Source organism: Panacagrimonas perspica, assembly GCF_004364935.1.
Taxonomy (GTDB): Bacteria; Pseudomonadota; Gammaproteobacteria; order Nevskiales; family Nevskiaceae; genus Panacagrimonas; species Panacagrimonas perspica.
In genome coordinates this window covers 116,105-137,001 of the sequence record NZ_SOBT01000013.1, presented here as the reverse complement: position 1 = coordinate 137,001, position 20,897 = coordinate 116,105, and the positions used below count along the sequence as shown (strand labels likewise).

Sequence of the window (20,897 nt, the reverse complement as noted above, 5' to 3'; positions counted from 1 at the left end):
GGGATGTCGTGGAACCGGCACTGGCTCATCGGGTCGAGACGAACGCGCGTGCACATGCACCGGTGCCACCCCGACATGCGGGTCGCGCGATCCTCCTCAGTGCAGGTTGACGGCAACGAGCACGCCTTCCGATCGATCGAAGTCGTTCTTCACGCCGCGCATGATGAACAGCACGCCATTCTTCGAAATGGACAGTGCACCGGCACGCGGATAGGTCCACACGACGGCCCTCGTGGCCATGTCGACGGCATAGACCTTTTGCAGGGTGCTGATGAACGCGATGTTGCGCGTGAAGACCGCGTCGATGAGCGTCCACGGGGCCTCGGGCGGCGCCCAGCTCCATTGCGTGGCGCCATTTGCATTCGAGAGGGCGTCGATCTGCGCGCCGCGCATCACGTACGTCACGCCTTCTCCGGCGCCGATGAGGGCGACCGAGGGAATGGACCAGCGCCGGATTCCCGCGACGGTGTCGAACATCGCGACGTGGTCGGGATCCTCTCCGAGGACCTCACCCACAGCTCCCGGGACGATCACCGTGCGCAGACTCGTTGCGATCGGCGAGACCGCTTCCATCCCCATATCGGCGATCGCGAGCGTGGTGTCTCCGGTCGATGCGTCCAAGGCGAACAGGCCACCGCCCAGCGGCGCGGTCGCAACGGACTCGGGCGTGAACGTGTACACCGTGTTCCCGGAAGCGACGACCGGCGCCTGGAACCAGTTGACCCAATCGATCTGCTGCGTGGCGAGATCCAGCGAGATCAACCCAGTGTTGTTGTAGATATCCACCGAGCCGCGATACACCAATCGCCCGTCGACAGCGGTCAGCGCCGCGGATTGGCCCCGCGTGTTCGGGATGTCCGCGACAACGCTGCCGGTCGCAATGTCGAGTCCGCGGATCGCATGCAGGTAGTTGGGAAACATCACGGTGTAGACGACGTCGCCGGCGATCACGGGCCGATTGAGTTCCATCGTGGCGCGGTGCGTCCAGCGCACGCTGCCGTCGGCCTCGTTCACCGCCAGCAGCGATGCGGGGACCGTTGACGCCTGCGATGTACGAAAGAACACCGCACCGTCTGCACTCAGCACCGATTCGAGCGGCGGATTCCAGGTGTTGCCCGAATTCGGGTCGAAGTCGGGGATGTCGAGTCGCCATCTGAGACTGAAGTTGGCGGGATCGAGCGTGACCGGCACATAGCTCGCCTCGCCCGCGTCACCGTCCACGGCGGTCCAATCGGCTGCCCCTGCCAACGGCGCCAGCGCCGTCAGGTGCGTGGTGCTGTTGACCTGCACGACATACGACACGGTTTCGCTCGCAAACACCTTGTTGCAGCTCGCGCTCGAACAGATGCGAACCTGAAATGACGATTGATACCGCCCCGCGGGCAGATCATTCCGCAGCAGGAAGTTGACGTCGTAGGTGGACACGTCGGTGCTGGACACCTGCACCGACTCCAGCACCGCGGTCGCACCGCGATCGGTCACGACGACGACGGGGACCTGGGAGAAATCGCTGTCGACCGACACGGTGGCGGTGGCATGCAGGGGTTCTGCGTCGCCTTCCAGGAACTCGGTACTCACCGAGCGGGGCGACAGGCTCAGGTCCAGCGAGGATCCGGAACTTCCTCCTCCGCCTCCACCTCCGCCGCCGCAGGCGGCCATCGAGGCCGCCATCCCGACCAGCAGAAGGCGGCGGACGAAACGGAAGGGGCGGGATGGGCGGAAGGCGTGCATGGCGATGAATGTTGAATCGGGCGTCAGCACATCCTAGCCAGCCACCGCCGGCATGAAATCGTTCGGCGGCAAAAGTAGGGATCGGGCCGATGGACGGGCCGATGGCCCGCAACGCCTGTTCAGGCGCGCCGATCCGAACAGGCGCTGGCCTGGATCGATTTCCCTGCCGCCAATCGGCGGCTTCCGATTCACGCAACCCGTGCACAGCGGAGACGTTCGCTGGCGCATGGGGTGGAGCGGCATGAAACGACTTTCACGATGTTTCGAGCGACGTGATCCCGCTGCGTCGCTCACGCAAGGACGACCCGATCGGATTATTCACGACACCTGGCAACGCGACGAGAAGCGCCCGACCCAACCCTTCGCCGACGATGCAATCGCAACGGACGTTCGGAACGTACGCATGCGGTGAAAAAACGGCCCAGGACGACACGCCGTCAGGGTCTGTCTTTCCAGATGCAGCTTGAATGGCGCCGGTGAGGACCCATCTTCTCTTCATCCCCGCAGCGCATTTCGCTGGCGATTTGACGAGGGACGCTGCGTGGCCGACCATCCCATCATGATTTCGCTCCTTCTCCACTCGCGCCCACTGCTCCACGCAGGGACCGTTCTCGAACGAATCTGAGCCCAAGCCGTGCGCGCCCGCGCATCCGAGCCTTGGGCCTCCTGAGCTGTAAATACCAAGCGATTCTCAGCATATCGGCTGGTCTGCAGGCACGCCCTGCCTGATCACGACGCGTCATTTCCTGCTCACGGCGGCTCGACACCTATCGGGCGCCGTTTCCCTGCATGCCTGCTTTTTTTGGAGAGTGATATGTACCCAGGACACCGTTCCACGCCGCGCCCGCCTCTGATCATCGATGCGGACCAGCTCAACTCCCTGCAGGGCGCCCTGCGCATGGGACTTCAGAGTGCGCCCGAGGTGACCGACCTGCTCATCGAGGAGATCGACCGGGCGGAAGTGCGGCCGAGCCAGGAAGTCCCTGAAACCGTCGTCACGCTCGGAAGCTGGGTCACCTACCGGAACATGGATGACGGCAGCATTCGAACCGTCAAGCTCGTCCTGCCCGGCGAGGCCGACCTCGCGAAGCAAAGAGTGTCCGTGCTCACGCCGATCGGCGCCGCGTTGATCGGTCTTTCCGAGGGCCAAGTGATGCCGTGGACCGTGGGCGGAGAGCAAGCCGGGACATTGACGGTTCTGCGCACGACCAAGCAGCCGCCGATTCCTGCTCGAACCGCGAACACGTCGAGGGGCGATTGAAGAACCCTCGACGTCCCATCGCGCGTCAACCCGGAGTGCTCGCCGCTTCAGCGACATCGCGTGCGGGCACGCCAGATGTCGACGTTCCTTTTTGCCCTGTCGTCTTCGACTTGCACTTGCCTCCTGCCGGCCTGATGACCAGGACGCGGGTCGAAGTGAAGCGCACGAACGGCATGGCCCCACAGCGCATGACGTACGGGAGTCACCGAAGATAAATCGGGGGCTCACGTTCGCGTGACAACTCCCGAGGCTCGAAATGAGCAGATCCGAAAAAGTGGTTCCGTTCTTCAAAGCACATCCGGCGTCATCCCGAAGCAGCCCGTTGCAATCGGTCCTCGTTGCACTGGACCTCACGCCCGATTCCGACCGCGTCATCGGCCGGGTTGCGCTGCTGCCCCTGGCACACGCTGCCCAGGTGACCCTTCTGCACGTCGTGCCCTCCGGACTCATGCCCCGCGAGCGGATGTATGCAGAACGTGAAGCGGTGAAATTGCTTTCCAGGGAAGCGGAGCATTGGCGCGAACGGCTTCGTGGAAACGTGAAGATCGCGTCGATCGTCAAGATCGGCACCGCTGCCAAGGACATCGCGAAGCAGGCGCTGCAGTCGAAATCGGATCTGATCGTGATGGGTCGCGGCCGCGGACGACCGCTGCGCGACGCCATCCTCGGATCGACGGCAGAGCGGGTCATCCGGCAGGCGCGGGTACCGGTCCTGGCCGTCCGGCTTGCTCCGCGAGCCGAGTATCGACGCCCGACGCTGGCTCTCGATCTGGATCCGGTGGCCGAGGACATCGTTCGCCTCGCGCTTCGTGTTCTTCCGGCTCGTCGCCCGCCGCTGGACGTGATCCATGCTTTCGACGATCTCTACGAGAGCCGGATCTACAAGCATCTCAACGAACGCGAGACCGAGGAACGCAAGGAACTGCTGCGTGCCAAGGCTCTGCACGACATCAGTGGCGTGTTTGGAGCGGCCTTGGCCAAGGCCGAGACGCGCCCGGAAGAAGGCGGCGTCGGCAGGGTCGGCGTCCGCCCCGGTCCGCCGCGCAGCGTCGTCGAGGAGCACGTGAAAACGATCGAGGCCGATCTGCTCGTCGTGGGTACCCGCGGCTACTCGGGCGCGGCCTACATGCTGTTCGGAACGGTCTCCGGCGACTTGTTGAGGGCCACCAAATGCGACGTCCTCATCGTTCCGCCATCGGCTGCTCGTTCAACGTGACGGCAGGTGCCGTCACCGGAGGCGGCGTGTCGCCTGACCGGGCGGCACGCCGGCGAAACAGAGCCACGCGGGCCAGAAGCACCGTGGTCACGGGGACGGTGATCGCGAGCAGCAGGGGAATCAGCAGCAGATGGGCGACCGGACCGGTTTCCGTCGTCAGCATGGCCGCCAGCGTGACCGTCCAGCTTCCCAACGTGTAGGCCAGTGCCGGCGGATGCATGCGGCGGAAGAAGTCGGGCAAGCGCAGAACGCCGATGGAGGAGATCACGACCAGGATCCCGCTGGCGATGAGCAGGCCCGCCGCTGCGATCTGTTCCCACCCGGGCATTTCATTCATTCGATCACCTCTCCGCGCAGGACGAACTTGGCCAAGGCTGCCGAGCTCACGAACCCGAACAGAGCGATCAGCAGGGCAGCTTCGAAATACACGTCGTTCCGGTGACCGATGCTCAGGACCAGCATGACGAGCATCGCGTGAAAGTAGAGCAGATCCAGCGCGGACACCCGGTCCTGCGCGCTCGGGCCCCGCACGAGCCTGACGATGACCAGGATCGACGCAAGGGCATAGCAACCCAGTGCAAAGGTGATGGCGCCGGTGACCAGCGTGCTCATTCGAAGATCTCCCTCAACGGCCGTTCATAGCGATGCTTGAACCGCGCGACGAAGGCGCTCTCGTCGCCTACGTCCCACACATGCAGCAACAGCGCGCTGCGGTCGAGCGCGAGCTCCGTCCACACCGTCCCGGGGACGATGGTCGTCACCACGGCCAGCGCAGCGAGCCCGGCAGGATCACGCAGTTCGAGCGGCACCGTCACGAAAGCCGGTCGCGGTTGCCGCCATCGTCCGGCGACGATGCCCCAGGCGATTTCCGCATTCGACGTGACGACATCGACCGCCACGGTCAGCACGAAGCGCATCAATACCAGGGGCGCCCGCAGCCGCACGTTTTTGAGTCGCAGCCCGGTGGTGAGCGGAGGCACACCGAATGCAAGCACGAGGCCGATGAGGATCTGGCCGGGGCTCGTGGATCGCGCCAACGCAACCCACAACAGCAGCAGCGTGAGGGACATCAGCGGCGCGGGGACGATCTTCCTGAGAACGTTCATGGAGGCTCCGACAGCTCTGCCGATGCCGACCGCGCGGGGGCCGGTCGAGCCCGGGTCGCGAGCACGGTGTCGACATAGGTCGCCGGCGTGTACAGCTCGGCAGCGGTGGACCGCGTGTAGCGCAGGACCGGCTCGGCGTAGACGGTGAGCAGGCCGCACGCGAAGAGGAGCAAGAACAGCGAGAGCGCCTCGGGTACTTTGACCTGCGGAACCGTGGAGCCGCCGGCGGACCAGAAATGGCGGACGCCGGCCCTGGCGAGCGACACCATCGCGACGAGCCCCGAGAGCAGCAGCATCGCGACAAAGGTCCACGCGGTGGCGGAGAGGCCCGACATCGGCGTCGCGATGGGCCCGGCTCCTGCGGTGACGATGGCCGACAGCAGGGCGACCTTCGCGATGAATCCGGACAGCGGCGGCAACCCGGCGATCAGCACCGCGCAGCAGATGAACCCGAGGCCCATCAACGCCAGTGACAGACGGAACGCGCGGCCGATCAGCGGCGCTTCCTCGTCATCGAGATTGGTGTCCTCGCTCGCAGCGTCTTCGGCGTCCAGCGACGATGCTCGAGGGGCGGTATCGCCGCGTCGGGCCAGTTCGGCGATCAGGAAGATGGCACTCACCGCCAGCGTCGCGCTCAGCACGTAGTACAAGGCAGCACCCGTGACCAGCGCAGAGCGCAACGCAAACGCCGTCAGAAGCGTTCCCGATGAAACGATGATGGAGAAGCCGGCGATACGGGAGATCCGGATGGACGCCAGGAGCCCCACCGTGCCGAACGCGATCGTGGCCAACCCTCCCACCAGAAGCGCCGACGCGCCGAAATGGGTTGGCGCGGCGATCGCGGCCGGGAAGAACAGCGACCACAACCGCAAGATGGCGTAGATGCCGACCTTGGTCATCAGCGCAAACAGGGCAGCGACGGGGGCGCTGGTGGCGGCATACGCCGGCACCAGCCAGGCGTTCAAAGGCCAGATCGCGGCCTTCACCAGGAAAGCCACGGCGAGGATGGCCGAGCCCGCGTAGAACAGCCCCAGATCGTGCGCCGGGATGCCGCCGGTCTTGCTGGCGATGTCGGCCATCGAGAGGGTGCCCATGACACCGTAGAGCACCGCCAGCCCGATCAGGAACAGCGAAGAGGCCAGCAGGTTCACCGCGATGTACTGCAGGCCCGAGCGTACCCGCGGCCATCCCGATCCGTGCAGCTGAAGACCGTACGAGGCCGCCAGCAACACCTCGAAGAACACGAAGAGATTGAACAGGTCGCCGGTGAGGAAGGCGCCATTGAGCCCCATCAGCTGCAGCTGGAACAGCGGATGAAAGTACACGCCGACTCTGCCCCAGCCTCCCTCCGCATAGAGCGCGGCGCCAACGCTGACGCAACCGACGAGCACCAGCATCAGCGCGGACAGGCGGTCCGCGACCAGGACGATTCCGAAGGGCGCTTCCCAGTTCGAAGCCAGATAGACGTCGATGGCCGCCCTGCCGCCGCCCGCGTCGACGCGAATCAGGATCGCCACGGCCACGAGCAGGCCGGTCACCGTCGCCACGACGCTGAGGATCGACTGGAGGCGCCTGCGCCGTTCCCCGAGCAGCAGAAGCACCGCCGCCGTCAGCAGCGGCAGGACCACGGGCGCAACGATCAGGTGCGGCAGCAGCAGCGTCATGACTCCTCGCGGCCGTCGACGTGATCCGTTCCGCTCAGACCCCGCAACGCCAGCAGCACGACCAGAAAGAGCGCGGTGGTCGCGAAGCCGATGACAATCGCAGTGAGCACCAGCGACTGCGCCATCGGATCCGTATAGCTCTCGAGATTCGGCGCAAGACCCGGCGTCACGATCGGCGGCTTGTCGATGAAGATGCTGCCGACGCTGAAGATGAACAGGTTCACGGCGTACGACAGCAGCGTCAGGCCCATGATCACCTGGAACGTACGAGGACGCAGCACCAGCCACACGGCCGCTCCCGCCATCACACCAATCACCAGAGCGAGCAAGACTTCCATTCAGGGCGCCTCCACGTGGGCCACCGGCGCGGCGACGACGGAGGGCTGCCGGTGTGCACGCAGCGATTGATGGGCGATGGCCGTCAGCATCAGCAACGTTGCGCCCACGACGACGAACAGGACGCCGAGGTCGAAGAACGTCGCCGTCGGAAAGTGCACGTCGCCCAGCAGGGGGACCGCGAAGTGCGCGGTGTGGCTCGTCAGAAGGGGGTAACCCAGCGTGATGGCACCCAGACCCGTGCACGTCGCCAGCAGCAGCCCCCACGCGACCCAGCGTCCGGGCAGAAGCCGCGTACGCCCTTCGACGAAGCGGCTTCCGGAGACGATGTACTGGGTGATCATCGCGATGGCGATGACGAGGCCGGCGACGAATCCGCCACCCGGCTGGTTGTGGCCCCGCAGGAACAGGTGCGCGGCCACGACCAGCATGACCGGCAGCAGCAGCCGCGCGATGACCGTTGGCACGCCCATGTATCCGCGCGCGACGCCCTCTACCGTCGTCGGCCCGACGAGGTCGGTGCCCACGTCCGCGGGCACGGCGCGCTGCTGACGGGGGGCCAACATGCTTTCCGCGGCGGGACGGAAACGTCGCAGCAGCGCATAGACGGTGAGCGCCACTGCGCCGAGCACGGTGATCTCCCCCAGCGTGTCCAGCGCACGGAAGTCGACCAGCATGACGTTGACGGCGTTGGTGCCGCCGCCTTCGGGAAGCGCTCGTTCCAGGAAAAACGGCGAGATGCTCTGCGGTGCCGAACGCGTCAGCATCGCGTACGACAAGGTCGCGAGCCCGGTTCCGGCCGCGATGGCCAGCAGCAGGTCACGCGCACGCCGCAGCCGTGTCCTTGCGCTCGCCACGACACCCAGTTCTTCGAGCCGGACGGGGAGCCAGCGCAGCCCCAGAAGGAACAGCGTCGTGGTGACCACCTCGACCGAGATCTGCGTCAGCGCCAGGTCGGGTGCCGAGAACCACGCAAAGGTCAGACAGGTGACCAGGCCCGCGCCACCCATCAGCGTGATGGCAACCAGGCGATGAAACTTCGCCATCATCGCGGCTCCGATCGCGCACGCCATTCCGATGGCCCACAGCAGCACGAAAGCAGCGGACGCCGGCAATTGTTCCCGCTCGCCCCACGCCAGCGGCAGGTCGCGCGCCGCCAGCAAGGCGAGCAGGAGCGCGATCGCAATGATCGCAAACATCTGCGGCTGAAGCCGCGCCGGGCTCAGCACCTTGAGGATCCGGCGAGCCCATAGCGTGAGCCACAGAAGCCCGAGGTCGAACAGGCGCCGGGCATTGAAGCGCTCGATGACCGGCGCATTTTGCAGATGCCCGCGGCGCTGATGCCGGCGGATGCGAACGTAGGCGGCGATCCCGACCGTGATCGCGATCAGGCTCATGTAGAGGGGAGCGGTGAAGCCGTGCCAGACCGCGAGGCTGTATTCCGGCAGCACCCCGCCAACGACGGGAAGCGCCGCGACTGCGAGCGCCGGGCCGATGGAGACCGACGGGGCCATTCCCACGATCAGGCAGCACAGCACCAGCAGCTCGATTGGGGCCCGCATCCAGCGCGGCGCCTCCTCGGGTTCACGCGGCAGGTCGGTCGCCGGTGACCCGAAGAAAATCCCGTATCCGAAGCGCAGCGAGTACACGACGGCAAAGATTGCAGCGAGCGTGGCCAGCACCGGAAGTCCACGCTCCACCCAGGGCTGCGAAGTCATGAACACGGTTTCAGCGAAGAACATCTCCTTCGACAGAAAGCCGTTCAACAAGGGAACTCCGGCCATGGCCGCGCTGGCAACGAGGGCCAGCGCGCCGGTGTAGGGCATGCGGCTCCACAGCCCCGTCAGGCGACGGATGTCGCGCGTTCCGGTTTCGTGGTCGACGATGCCGGCGGCCATGAACAGCGAGGCTTTGAACGCCGCATGATTCATGATGTGGAAGACGCCGGCGACCGCTGCCAGCGGACTGTTGAGTCCCAGCAGCAGCGTGATCAGACCCAGGTGACTCATCGTCGAGTAGGCGAGCACGCGTTTCAGATCGTGCTGGAACATCGCGATATAGGACCCGAGCAGCAGCGTCGCGGCACCCGCGCCGCCGACCACCCAGAACCACAGTTCGGTACCTGACAGCACGCTCCATAGCCGCGCGAGCAGAAAGACGCCCGCCTTGACCATCGTCGCCGAATGCAGAAAGGCGGACACCGGTGTCGGCGCCGCCATCGCGCGGGACAACCAGAAATGAAACGGAAACTGGGCGCTCTTGGTCAGTGCACCGAGCACGACCAGGATCAGCACCGGGGCGTAGAGCGGGTGTGCACGGACCCGGTCCCCGGAGCCGAGCACCACGTCGAGATCGAAACTGCCGACGATGTGGCCAAGAACGATCACGCCGCCAAGAAGCGCAAGGCCACCAGCGCCCGTCACGATCAACGCCATGCGGGCACCGCGCTGCGCGTCGACGCGGTGGTGCCAGTAGCCGATCAGCAGGAACGAGATCAGGCTGGTGAGTTCCCAGAACACCACCAGCTGGATCAGATTCCCGGACGTCACCACGCCGAGCATGGCGCTCATGAAGAGCAGGAACAGCGCGTAGAAGCGCGACACGGGATCCGCCGGCGACATGTAATAGCGCGCGTACAAGGCCACCAGCGCGCCGATGCCGGTGATCAGCACGCTGAACATCCACGCAAACCCGTCGAGACGCAGGATCAGGTCGAGACCGATCGACGGAATCCACGAGACCGTCTGGCGAATCACCTGGCCGTCGCGGACGAGCGGATACAAGGTGATGAGCCACGCCGTCAGCCCGGCCGAGATCAGCGACGCACCACCCGCGAGCGAGGTTCGCGCGCGCGTCGGCATGACTGCCATGACCAAGCCGACGAGGAATGGGAGCAGCAGAAGGAAGAACAGGGACATGAGTTCCACATTCACATTTGACCGCTACGCACGTCGTCTTCGATGCGAAAGCCGGTCGCAGCAGCACGTTCCTCCGCAGGTTACACCAAGCCACGACGGTCTCCAGCCAACGACGCGCCCGTTGACAACCCGCGAGCTTGGAGATCACGTGATTCGAGACGTCACCACCGAACATCCCGCAGCGGACGTCGAATCCGGCGGCCTGATCTCGCGGCCGAATGTGGTTCGTCGAGCGATGGCCGATGGCTGCGCGTCGCACGATCCAGGCGCCGCGCTGCTGCGCGCAGGAGCGCTCGCACGTTCTCCGCTGCCGTGCGATCGCAGATGTCTTGCGGATCCGGATATCGCGAAGTCGACGAGCAGAGTCGGCAGAGCGCGTTTCGAGCAGAGCAAGGCGCCGCGATGCGAGCGAGTGATGAACGGCGTGTCGTGGACCCGATCTTTGCGATCGACGTTCGAGGGAATGGATCCGGCCTCGCATCGGCCAGAATCTTTCGCGTCAAACGGTCCGAACATCGGCAGGCAGGTCATGACCCATCAGGGCAGTGAACTCGAATGAACGCGATCGACTGCCCGTCGACAATTTTGCCCTTGCACCACTCGCGAGCCGGAACCGGAAAAAGACTTCGCCTGCGGCAAGCTGCTGATGGTGTCGCAACCCTCGATACCCTCGCCCTCAAACGATGTGCGCGATCCTCAGCAGGTTCGTCGTGCCCGACTGCGCCAACGGCAACCCGGCGATGACCACCACCGTGTCGCCTCGCACGCCGAACCCCTCCTCCATGACCGCCTGGCAAGCGAACGACGTCATCTCGCCGACGTTGGCCACCTGCGGCGAGAGCGCGGAGTGGACGCCCCAGGCCAACGCCAGCCGGCGAGCTGTCGCCAGCTGCGGCGTGAGCCCCAGGATCGGCGCCTCGGGCCGTTCGCGCGACATCACGAACGCGCTGTAGCCGGAGTTCGTGTACGCCACGATGGCCACCGGGTCGAGCAAGGCCGCGATCTGGCGCATCGCGATGGCAATGCCGCCCGCGAAGTCCGCCGGCGGTGGTGTGAGCGAGTCTTCCAGCATCTTGCGATGCGTGGGATCCGCTTCGGTCTCCTCGATGACGCGGTTCATGACGCTGACCGCTTCCAGCGGGTATCGACCGGACGCGGACTCGGCGGAGAGCATCACGGCATCGGCGCCGTCGTAGATGGCGTTGGCCACGTCCGAGGCCTCGGCCCGCGTGGGAACCGGCGAGGTCACCATCGATTCGAGCATCTGCGTGGCGATGATCACCGGCTTTCCGTGCTGCCGGCAGCTGCGGATGATCCGCTTCTGGATGCCGGGCACTTTCTCGGCCGGCATCTCCACGCCCAGATCGCCGCGCGCCACCATCACCGCATCGGACGCCTCGACGATGTCCTCCAGCGCGTGAACGGCAGCCGGTTTTTCCAGCTTGGCGACGATGGCGATCTTGTCGCCGACCAGCGCACGTAGCTCGGCGATGTCCTCGGCCCGCTGTACGAACGACAGCGCGATCCAGTCGACGCCCAGCGTCAGGCCGAACGCCAGGTCCGCGCGGTCCTTCGGAGTGAGCGCGGAGACCGGCACCACGACGTCGGGAACGTTGACGCCTTTTCGATCCGACAGGATGCCGCCGACGACCACGGTGGTTTCGGCGAAGTCCGGCCCGCAGCGGATGACGCGCACCCGAATCCGTCCATCGTCGAGCAGCAGGTTGGCGCCCGGTTGCAGCGCCGCGAAGATTTCCGGATGCGGCAGCGCGACGCGCTGCTGCGTACCCGCCGTCGCGCGGTCCAGGTCGAATCGGAATGGATCATCCTTCAGCAGCTGGATGGGGCCTTGAGCGAAGGTCCCGATCCTGAGCTTCGGACCCTGCAGGTCCAGCAGCACGCCGATGGGTCGACCGAGGTCGCGCTCGAGATCGCGGATGATCTGGTAGCGGGCCCGATGGTCCTCGTGCGTGCCGTGACTGAAGTTGAGCCGGAAGACATCGGCCCCGGCCCTGAACAAGGCTTCGATCGTCGCGCGGTCGGTGCTGGCGGGGCCGAGGGTGGCGACGATCTTGGCGTTTCGGGTTCGGCGCATGGCTGTTCTGACCCATCAAGGAAGTGAACTTGGGTGACGCACTCGCTGAAGCCAACCCGGCGATGAGCCTCAAGAGTTGATGAGCCGTCCACGCGCCGGATTGCTGATTGTAGTTTCGGAGCGTCCATCCATGCCGGAGGCGATCCACGAACAAGCCGGTCACATCAGAATGCGCGAAAAACAATGCAGACTAATGGCTGTTCATGACGATGCCGGCACGGACACGAACCCGCACATGATCACTGCGGCCAGCAGCTCCGGGCATCGTGAATCTGCTGGGTTCGCGCGAGAATTCATGCCGTCTTCCGAGGGATATCCATGAGCACGGTCTGCCTCAACATGATCGTCAGGAACGAGGCGCACGTCATCCGGCGTTGCCTGTCCTCGGTGCGCCCATTCATCGATCACTGGGTGATCGTCGACACCGGCTCCACGGACGGCACGCAGGACGTCATCCGCGAGTTCATGCACGGCGTGCCGGGCGAGTTGTTCGAGCGACCCTGGAAGGACTTCGGCCACAACCGCAGCGAGGCCATCGCGCTGGCGCACGGTCGTGCCGATTACCTGTTCATGATCGACGCCGACGAGGTGCTCGAGCTTCCGCCTGCATACCGCCGGCCGAATCTGACGCAGAAGGCCTATGCGCTCGACGTTGCGTTCAGCGGCATCAACTACGGGCGCGTCTGCCTGGTGCGCGATGCGCTGCCCTGGCGCTATGTCGGCGTGCTCCACGAGTATCTCGAGTGCGGCGAGGCGGTGGACAAGCCGTTCCTCCTCGGACCGCGCGTGCTCGTGTACACCGATGGCGGCCGCAGCCAGCAGGATGTGAAGGTGAAGTACGCGAACGATGCCCGGGTCCTGGAACAGGGCCTGCGCGACGAGCCGGGCAACACGCGCTACCAGTTCTATCTGGCCCAGAGCTACCGCGATTCGGGGCAGCCCGAGAAGGCGCTGTCGGCGTACGAGAGCCGGGCCGGACAGGGCGGCTGGAACGAGGAGGTCTGGTACTCGCGGTATTCGGCGGCGCTACTGTCCGAGCAATTGCAGCAGGATCCGGCGGCGATCATCGACCGGTATCTGCTGGCCTTCGAAAGCCGGCCGTGCCGGGCCGAGACCCTCGGTCAGCTGGCACGTTACTGTCGCGAACAGAAGCGCTACGCCGCGGCACGGCTGTTCGCGCGGCGGGGCATGGAGCTGGCCGTGCCGGAGGATCTGCTGTTCCTCGATCGGTCGTTCTACGAGTGGCGCTGCAGGGACGAATTCTCGATCGCGAGCTACTGGACCGGCGACTTCGAGGACTGCAGGCGCGTCAGTACCGATCTGCTGAGGGATCCACGCCTGCCGCAGGTTCAGCGGCCGCGAGTGCTCGAGAATCTGCGGTTCGCGCAGAAGGCCCTGGGCCTGCCAACGGAACCCGATCCCACGTGAGACCGCTCCCCTCCTCCCGTGGGCGGGAGGAGGCGATTCGTCAGCGAGGCGCCCACCACCGGAAACGCCCGGCGGCCGGCGCCCGTCCCTCTATTTGAACGTGACGCCGGAGCTCGCGTATCCGCTGATCGTGTTGGCCGACGTCAGTCCCGTCATGGTGCTACCGAACACCACCATCACCCGCGTGTTGGCCGCTACGGGGATCGACAGACCGGTCGTGATGCCGCTGCTGATACTGCCGAGCGAAACAAGGCCGGTGAGTCCAGGCGCCAAGGTCACCACGGCGCCGGGAACCGGCGTGAAGAGGTTATTGGGAGCCGTCGACGTCCAGACCTGCGCCGTCACGGTGATCGTGCTGCCGATCAGCGCCAGCGCCTCCGTGGTCGAGAAGTAAGCCGAGATCGACGTGATCGTCGCGGCCACCGGCACCGAGAACGCCTCGTTGATCTGGCTTCCCGACGCTCCGGTGAGATCGATCGTCCCAGCCGTCGGGACAAGACCCGTTGCGTTAGAGCCGAACCCGATCGAACTGACGGTGCCCTGCTGCCCACTGGCGTTGGTGGTCATGACGACCGGCTGGCCCGATGAGAAGGGAATCAGGGCACCGGGACCGCTCGGTGCGGCGACGCCCGTGGGACCCTGTGCCCCCGCGGCCCCTGGAGGCCCGGCGGGGCCTGCCACGCCGGCCGCGCCAGCGGTGCCGGCGGGACCCGGCGACCCGGGCAAACCCATTGCACCGTTCGGGCCGGCGGAACCCGAGGGACCCGGGTCGCCGGTCGGGCCCGTCGCGCCCGCGATTCCGGTTGCCCCCTCCGCACCGGTCGCCCCTGTGGCTCCGGTCGCCCCGACGCCAGAGAGCATCGACCAGAGAAGGTCCACATCAGGCTGCAGGGTGGGGCCAACAAGGAAAAAAACGCTGTGGATGTAGCTCGCGCCGTTGAACGTGACCACGTCGCCGAACGAGTAGTTTTCCGACCCGCTCCAGGGACCGCGGAACGCCAGGCCGGCGACCCCGGTTGCCCCCGAGGGACCGGTGGGGCCCAGGGAGCCCGTTGCGCCGGTGGCGCCGGTGGCACCCGTCACTCCCGTTGCACCCGTGGCGCCGGTCGCACCCACGGTGCCCCCGATGCCGGAAGCGCCCGCAGGACCGGTCGGGCCACGAACGCCCGTCGCGCCCGCAGGGCCCTGCGCACCGACGAGCCCCATCGGGCCTTGCACGCCGGCGATGTCGCCCGGGGGACCCGGTTCGCCGCCGTTGCCCGGGGGTCCGATCGGACCCGCAACGCCGGGCGGACCCATCGCGCCGGTGGCGCCCGCACTTCCCGCTGCACCGGTGGGCCCCGTCAGCGTGGTGGGCAGACCGACCCATTTTCCGGTCGCGTCGATGATCGTCGTGCCGCCAACGACGATCGAACCGGGATGAATCGCCCCCTGCACGTCGGACGCGAGGATCGCGTAAGGCACGGAGCCCAGCAGGAAGCGAGGTTCGACCTCCGCATCGGCGTCGACCGCCACCCCCAGCCACACCTGCGCATTGCCGCGCAGGATGTCGACCAGATTCTGCGACTGGCTGCCAAGGGGCACCGCGAACGATCCATCCTGAAACGTGAGCGGATAGGCTTCCGTGAGCAGCGCCGTGCCGGCAGTGGGCGTCGCGTACAGCTTGAACGTCAGCGTGTGGGCGCCGCTCAGGGGCTTGCCCGTCGAATCGTCGACGACACGGCCGCGCTCGTCGATCACGAGGGGCACGCCGGCATCGGCGACCGAGATGGCGCCCAGGCCGAAGGCGATTCCGACGAACGCCCGGAACACGCCCGCACTCGAACGGCGGAACCTGGTGCCCGATTGCATCGACCGTGGATTCCTGCTCATGGCGTGTAACCCTCGAGGGGATCGTGTGGACGGGGCGATGCGATGAGCCGCCCCGTCGTGTTTCCGCTGTGCCGTGACATCAGTTGAGCGACACGCCCGCGCTGGCGTATCCGGGGACGGTGTTGAGCAGCGTCACGCCCGCCGCCGTACTGCTGAAGACCAGCAGCAGACGGGTTTGCGCCGTCACGGGGACCGAAAGGCCTGTGACGTTGCCATACGAGACGCTTCCGATCGAAACGATGCCGGTCAGCGCAGGACCCAGATTCACCTGCGTGCCGGGTACCGGAGTGAACGTGTTGTCCGGCGTCGTGGAGCTGTAGAGCTGGGCGCTCACGCTTATCGTCGAACCGATCAGGTTTTGCGCAGCCGAGGTGCTGAAATAGGCGGAGATCCCGGTAATCGTGGCGGCACGGGGAACCGTGAAGGCATAGTTCAGCGCGGTGCCGCCAGATCCCGTCAGATCGACGGTTCCGCCGGGGCCGAGGGTGGTGCTGGCGTTGCTGCCGAAGCCGACCAGGCCGACTTGCCCAACCAGGCCCCCGAGCAAGGTCGTCGTCGTGATCGGCGTACCCGACGCAAACGGGATGATGGCGCTGAGGCCCGCCGCGCCGGTTGCACCCGTTGGACCCGTCGGGCCGACGGGCCCGGCGACGCCCGCAGGGCCCGGTCCACCGATAGCACCCGGAGCGCCGCTGGGACCGATGGGACCATCGCCACCGGTAGCCCCGGTCGGACCGGTCGGACCGATCTCACCCGCGGGTCCGGTGGGCCCGGTCGGTCCACTGGCACCGGCAGGGCCCGTGGCACCGGTGGCACCCGTTGCACCCGTCGCGCCGGCCGGGACCAGCACGGACCAGAACGTCATGTTCACCGGCGACATGGCGGTGCTGGCGAAGATGTTGACGAAAGCAGCGTTGTCGAACGCCACCACATCGCCGACGTCATAGGACGCGGCGTTGTTATATGCACCCTGGAAATTGAGACCCGAAGCGCCGGTCGCGCCCGTGCTGCCCGTCGCCCCCGTCGGACCGGTGGGGCCCGTCGCGCCGATAGGCCCGGTCGCGCCGGTGGCGCCGGTCGCACCCGTCGCGCCGGTGCCTCCAAGCGTCCCCGCTGTGCCGGTGGGTCCGATCGCGCCGGTGGCGCCAGTGGGACCGACAGGCCCGGTGGCGCCCCGGAGCCCCTGAGGACCCTGGGCACCCTGGGCACCTTGCAGGCCCATGGGGCCCGCGACGCCCTGCGGCCCGGCTGCGCCGGCCGGCCCTTGAGGGCCTGTGGCGCCGGTGGCACCGGCCGCGCCCGCGGCGCCCGTCGGTCCGATCAGTCCGACCGAACTGCCGACCCAGCGTCCTTGCGCGTCGATCACGGTAGAACCGTTGACGCTCACCGACGTCGGATGGATCGTCCCCACCACGTCCGAGGCGAGGATCGCGTACGGGACCGAGTTCACGCGGAAGCGCGGCGCCAGCTCGACGTCGCTGTCGACCGTCACGCCGAGGAACACCTGCGCGTTGTCGCGCAGGACGCTGACGAGGTTCGGCGACTGGCTGCCCAGCTGTACCGAGAAATAGCCGTCGGCGAACGTGAGCGCGTAAGTCTCGGTGAGCAGCGCCGTCCCCGCCGCGGCGTCCCCGTAGAGCTTGAACGTCAGCGTGTGCTGGCCTTCCAGCGGCTTGTTCCGCGAATCGAACAGCCTGCCGGTCTCCTGGACCGTCAGCGGCACTGCGGCCACGGCCGATGCGGCGCCGAGACCGAAGCTGATGCCGACCAGCGCCTGCAGCATGCCCTTGGCGGACCGGCGGAACGTGCTGTCCGTGTGCACCGAACGCAGCGGCTTCTTCATGGCGCGTAGCCCTCGAGGGTGATCGTGTATTTGGATGAACGCCCTTGCTGCGCGGTATCGGGCGGAGTCGCATCCAGCTCGAGCCGATGCAGCGGCGATGTCGCCACCTGCGGCGCGGGAGAGACGTTGGTCGGCGTCGAGTCGTTGTCGCCGCCATGCCCTCCGCAGGCCGTCAGCAGCAGGGCCGCCGCAAAGGCGAAGGAGCGCCGCACGGACGCTGGAGCGCAAAGGCTCACATCAGATTTCATTCGGTGCCCCCGGTGACGTCCGGCATCCGCGGACGTCAGACCGCGGCTCCCAACCAGACGCTTGATGGTCAGACTCTATTGCTCGCCACCCCGAATCGCAACGACCTTCGCACGGCCATCGCGCCACGACGCCAGGCGCGTGCAGCGGAACTCGCCAGCGGTGATTTACGTAGCGATCGGGGCGAGAATTTGACGCTCCGCGGGGCGGTATTTTGCAGCTGATCAAGAGTCAGGAGGTACGGTGTTCCGAGCAATTAAAGTCGTGAACTCCGCTCTTTGATTTATAAACACTTTCTCGATGCAGTCACGGCAGGATAGTCGTGAACTCGGATGACCTCACGTACTCGCCTCTGCGCTAAGGTCATGAACACCGAGCTCCATCCGCCCGTCTGCCGCAAGCGCTTGGTCGGTCGCCACCAGAGCCAACCAAATCCAGGCGCTGGCCCAGCGGCTCGCGTGAGCACGCAGGTAGAAAGGCACCTCCGCAATCTATCGAGCCTGCTGCTTCTTGAGTTTCTCGACGGCCTCCCGCATCCCGCGCATGTAATTTTTTTCCAGGGCTCCGAGCTTCTTGAACGCGTTCGCGCGCTTCGTCGGCTCTTCCGCGCCAAGATCGAGGCCGTCGCGTTTCAATTCCCTGTCAGCGCGGTCTGCGAATTTTTCCACCACCCCGGAAAGAGTCATAGCTATTCCATCGTCGTATTGCTGCAGCCCGCGGGCGACAAGGAATGAGTGCATTGCCATTGCCTGACTAGATATTCTCGTGCTCCACAACAATTCAGCGAGTCCAGCGTCATCTCGGACGCCGCCGAGAAGCAACTCGATCATCTGCACCAGACCCACATGGCTAACCATAACCTCGGTGAGATGAGCGGTACTGTTGGACCCCGCAATGACGTCGCGCAAATGCCGATCTGCCGTCACAAAGATCGACCTCTCGAGGCTCGTCATGTCTGCGTCCAAAAGGGAGAGCTGTAACGCGTCGTGTTGGAGAAGAATCGGATCTTTTCCCCTCACCAATCGAGAGGCGTTATCGCGCTCGAGCAAACCGTATATCTGGGCGTAACGAGCGCCCCGTACTGGTTCGACCACCTCGTAGCCATTCTTCTCTAACCACTTTCGCAGAGCAATCTCAGTTTTGTAGGGCGCTACCCGAGCGAGGTACTTGTCGAACGACAGGTCGCCGTTGATGTGCGCCCAATTTGCGTAACCGCCCACAAACACGTTTACGTTCGTCGCGCCGTTGTACATTGCGTCGAACTGCGCTGTTTGAAGGAACTCATCGCCGACCTGGCGACAATATGCTTCTGCGATGTTTCGATGACTGATAATCTCATTGAGATATACCTTGCTCACCTTGAGATGTAACTGGGTGGCCGCCGACGCTGACGCTTGCTTGAGACGCTTCAATGAGTCTGAGTAAACGCTGTGGAAGGGATGTCCATCCACGATCGCCGGCATGAGGACGCTGGCATCAAAATAAATGCGGGTGGGTAAGACAGCTTTGTGAAGGAGAGCAGATCCCGGAGATTGAAATGCGAGCTCTACGGCAAAACTCACTCGCCCCAATTCTCCTAAAATCCGAGCTTCCTCTTCTGTCGGACGTTGAAACATGGCCGTCAGAATCCTGTCTAAGCGCTCAAGGTCGTAGGCAGCGAACGCTATCCCCGAATCGAGTATCAAAGGCTCGATTGCAACATTCTCCGGAGGCTTTCCCGCTGCGAATGCGGCACCCAGATCCCAACCGCGACGCACAACGAGATAGCTAAATAGAGCGGAGACCTTCTCCGCGATGGGATTCGGGATGGTCCAGCCTTCCTGTAGGTAGGCCCGGTTTAATGCGCTCTGCGTGAGGAGGCCAAGCGCGTCTGCCATAGAGGATGAGCTGGGCGCCTCAATCCAGGCGAATTTACTGCCTGCTTGGGCCTCACCTTTGTGACGTCGGCAAAGTCCATCGTCCCTGAGCGCCTGTAGGGCTCCGTCTACCAGCGTCTCCGCCGGGCGACCTTTAATGCCAAGAACGCGACGAATGCCTTCAAGGATTTCCGGTCGTGTTAATGCTTTGGGCGCCGCCTCCTGCAGAAGGGCCGATACAACCCCTTCCGTTACGGTTGTTCTTAGGGCAATCGTCGTATCACTGGTCTGAACCCTGGCATAGCAAGCCGCCAAGTAGCGCTTCGCAGCATCAAATGGTGCAGGCACGCGAACCGTAACAGACTGCAAGTTTGTAGGGACCATGAGCTTCGGGACTCTGGCAATCGACGCCCACAGCTCGCTGTGACGATCCTTGCTGCTGTACTTAACAATCTTAATGTTGAGGCGGTTCGCCTTAGAAATGAAATCCGACGAAGCATCGTCAGGCAGCAGGGCCACGTGCCTTCCAGGCGAAGCCGGTCCAAATCTCGCGTCGATTTCCTCGAAGACCTCTTTGATCGCAGGATCGTAGAATGAGAATCCGACAAAGAGAACGTTTCTTTGTGTAAAGCAGCCTCGGAGCAGATCCTCATACGTCTCGTTTTTCTTGAGCTCCGCGAATGCTGATTGCGACAGAACGATTGAGCCAGGTGCCTCGACTGCACCGTGAATCCGCGCGACAAACAGATCTTGTACCCAGATTGCTTCTTTGAAAGAAGCATCACCGTAACGAAAGTCTTTCGGAGCCTTCTTTCTCACCGCCGCTATCGCATCATGGATGCTGCGGTCGAAATTGGTCGTAATGCACGCGGAGAAAGGAAGTGCGGCTATGGGCTCAATCTTCGTCGCGTCATAGTCCGAAAGAAGCAGCTGGATAAGCGTTCGCTTTTCCCCTTCCAGAACCGACGGTGACATGAGGAAGTATTCCACAGCCAACGTGTAGCGGCCCTCATTGACGCAGTTGCGCATCTGTTGGGCAGTGAGTTGGTCCTTTGAGCGAATGCCCTCTGATAGCTTCTCTACAAGGTCCTTCCAGGTAGGCAACCCTGCTCGTACGGATACACCCGCGCCGGTAAACAGGACGGGGCTCTTCGCATTCCGGAAGAACTCTGCGATTTCATTGGCGACATCTTCGACCGAAGCGTCCACGGCACCAGCCTGGCTCATGCGTGCGTTCCAAGCGACTTAGACGACAGCTTAAACGCCCGCTCGCATGTACCACGGGCGAGATCCAGTCGGGGATTCGAAGTCATTGCGGGGACCAC

The 20,897-nt window shown here is 64.9% G+C and carries 16 protein-coding genes; 4 read left to right on the top strand and 12 right to left on the bottom strand.

Annotated features, from left to right (window positions below):
* Nucleotides 1–96 precede the first annotated feature (96 nt).
* Nucleotides 97–1,659 (bottom strand): outer membrane protein assembly factor BamB family protein, encoded by a 1,563-nt coding sequence (locus DFR24_RS23820; protein ID WP_162851403.1) that lies wholly within the window; start codon nt 1,657–1,659, stop codon nt 97–99.
* An 886-nt stretch (nt 1,660–2,545) separates the two neighbouring features.
* Here DFR24_RS23820 and rnk point away from each other — a divergent pair.
* On the top strand, nt 2,546–2,992 hold the full coding sequence (gene rnk / locus DFR24_RS23815; protein WP_133883971.1) for a nucleoside diphosphate kinase regulator: 447 nt from the start codon (nt 2,546–2,548) through the stop codon (nt 2,990–2,992).
* Between the two features lie 322 nt (nt 2,993–3,314).
* Complete coding sequence (locus DFR24_RS23810; RefSeq protein ID WP_162851402.1) at nt 3,315–4,208, top strand: universal stress protein; 894 nt, start codon at nt 3,315–3,317, stop codon at nt 4,206–4,208.
* Here DFR24_RS23810 and DFR24_RS23805 read toward each other — a convergent pair.
* The 6 genes from DFR24_RS23805 to DFR24_RS23780 are packed head-to-tail and all read right to left on the bottom strand — an operon-like array spanning nt 4,174 to nt 10,232.
* Entirely contained in the window at nt 4,174–4,545 is a 372-nt protein-coding gene (locus tag DFR24_RS23805) for a monovalent cation/H(+) antiporter subunit G (protein ID WP_133883969.1), read from the bottom strand. The two genes, DFR24_RS23810 and DFR24_RS23805, sit on opposite strands and share 35 nt — an antisense overlap.
* On the bottom strand, nt 4,542–4,820 hold the full coding sequence (locus DFR24_RS23800; RefSeq protein WP_133883968.1) for a K+/H+ antiporter subunit F: 279 nt from the start codon (nt 4,818–4,820) through the stop codon (nt 4,542–4,544). Before DFR24_RS23800 ends, DFR24_RS23805 begins: the two co-directional genes overlap by 4 nt.
* Nucleotides 4,817–5,314 (bottom strand): Na+/H+ antiporter subunit E, encoded by a 498-nt coding sequence (locus DFR24_RS23795; protein WP_133883967.1) that lies wholly within the window; start codon nt 5,312–5,314, stop codon nt 4,817–4,819. Before DFR24_RS23795 ends, DFR24_RS23800 begins: the two co-directional genes overlap by 4 nt.
* The gene (locus DFR24_RS23790) at nt 5,311–6,978 is read right to left on the bottom strand and encodes a monovalent cation/H+ antiporter subunit D (protein WP_133883966.1); all 1,668 of its coding nucleotides are present in this window, start codon (nt 6,976–6,978) and stop codon (nt 5,311–5,313) included. Before DFR24_RS23790 ends, DFR24_RS23795 begins: the two co-directional genes overlap by 4 nt.
* On the bottom strand, nt 6,975–7,316 hold the full coding sequence (locus tag DFR24_RS23785; RefSeq protein ID WP_133883965.1) for a Na+/H+ antiporter subunit C: 342 nt from the start codon (nt 7,314–7,316) through the stop codon (nt 6,975–6,977). The genes DFR24_RS23790 and DFR24_RS23785 overlap by 4 nt, the downstream gene beginning before the upstream one ends.
* Nucleotides 7,317–10,232 carry a monovalent cation/H+ antiporter subunit A gene (locus DFR24_RS23780; protein ID WP_133883964.1) on the bottom strand — a complete coding sequence of 972 codons (2,916 nt, stop codon included), beginning with the start codon at nt 10,230–10,232 and terminating at the stop codon, nt 7,317–7,319.
* Here DFR24_RS23780 and DFR24_RS23775 point away from each other — a divergent pair.
* On the top strand, nt 10,231–10,791 hold the full coding sequence (locus tag DFR24_RS23775) for a hypothetical protein (protein ID WP_133883963.1): 561 nt from the start codon (nt 10,231–10,233) through the stop codon (nt 10,789–10,791). The two genes, DFR24_RS23780 and DFR24_RS23775, sit on opposite strands and share 2 nt — an antisense overlap.
* Nucleotides 10,792–10,908: 117 nt before the next feature.
* Here the strand turns inward: DFR24_RS23775 and pyk are convergent, their stop codons facing one another.
* A complete protein-coding gene (pyk, locus tag DFR24_RS23770; protein ID WP_133883962.1) occupies nt 10,909–12,327 on the bottom strand; it encodes a pyruvate kinase in 1,419 nt (472 codons plus the stop codon).
* Nucleotides 12,328–12,645: 318 nt separating this feature from the next.
* On the opposite strand from pyk, the gene DFR24_RS23765 reads away from it, so the two are divergent.
* Nucleotides 12,646–13,755, top strand: a complete 1,110-nt coding sequence (locus DFR24_RS23765) for a glycosyltransferase (protein WP_210772508.1) — start codon at nt 12,646–12,648, stop codon at nt 13,753–13,755.
* A gap of 90 nt (nt 13,756–13,845) precedes the next feature.
* Here DFR24_RS23765 and DFR24_RS25225 read toward each other — a convergent pair whose 3' ends face one another.
* The 4 genes from DFR24_RS25225 to DFR24_RS23745 all read right to left on the bottom strand — a co-directional run bounded on the left by DFR24_RS25225 (nt 13,846) and on the right by DFR24_RS23745 (nt 20,799).
* Complete coding sequence (locus DFR24_RS25225) at nt 13,846–15,567, bottom strand: exosporium glycoprotein BclB-related protein (RefSeq protein WP_133883961.1); 1,722 nt, start codon at nt 15,565–15,567, stop codon at nt 13,846–13,848.
* A gap of 139 nt (nt 15,568–15,706) precedes the next feature.
* A complete protein-coding gene (locus DFR24_RS23755; RefSeq protein WP_133883960.1) occupies nt 15,707–17,470 on the bottom strand; it encodes an exosporium glycoprotein BclB-related protein in 1,764 nt (587 codons plus the stop codon).
* On the bottom strand, nt 17,467–17,682 hold the full coding sequence (locus DFR24_RS23750) for a hypothetical protein (RefSeq protein WP_133883959.1): 216 nt from the start codon (nt 17,680–17,682) through the stop codon (nt 17,467–17,469). The genes DFR24_RS23755 and DFR24_RS23750 overlap by 4 nt, the downstream gene beginning before the upstream one ends.
* Before the next feature lie 525 nt (nt 17,683–18,207).
* Entirely contained in the window at nt 18,208–20,799 is a 2,592-nt protein-coding gene (locus tag DFR24_RS23745) for an SIR2 family protein (RefSeq protein WP_133883958.1), read from the bottom strand.
* Between the last annotated feature and the right edge of the window lie 98 nt (nt 20,800–20,897).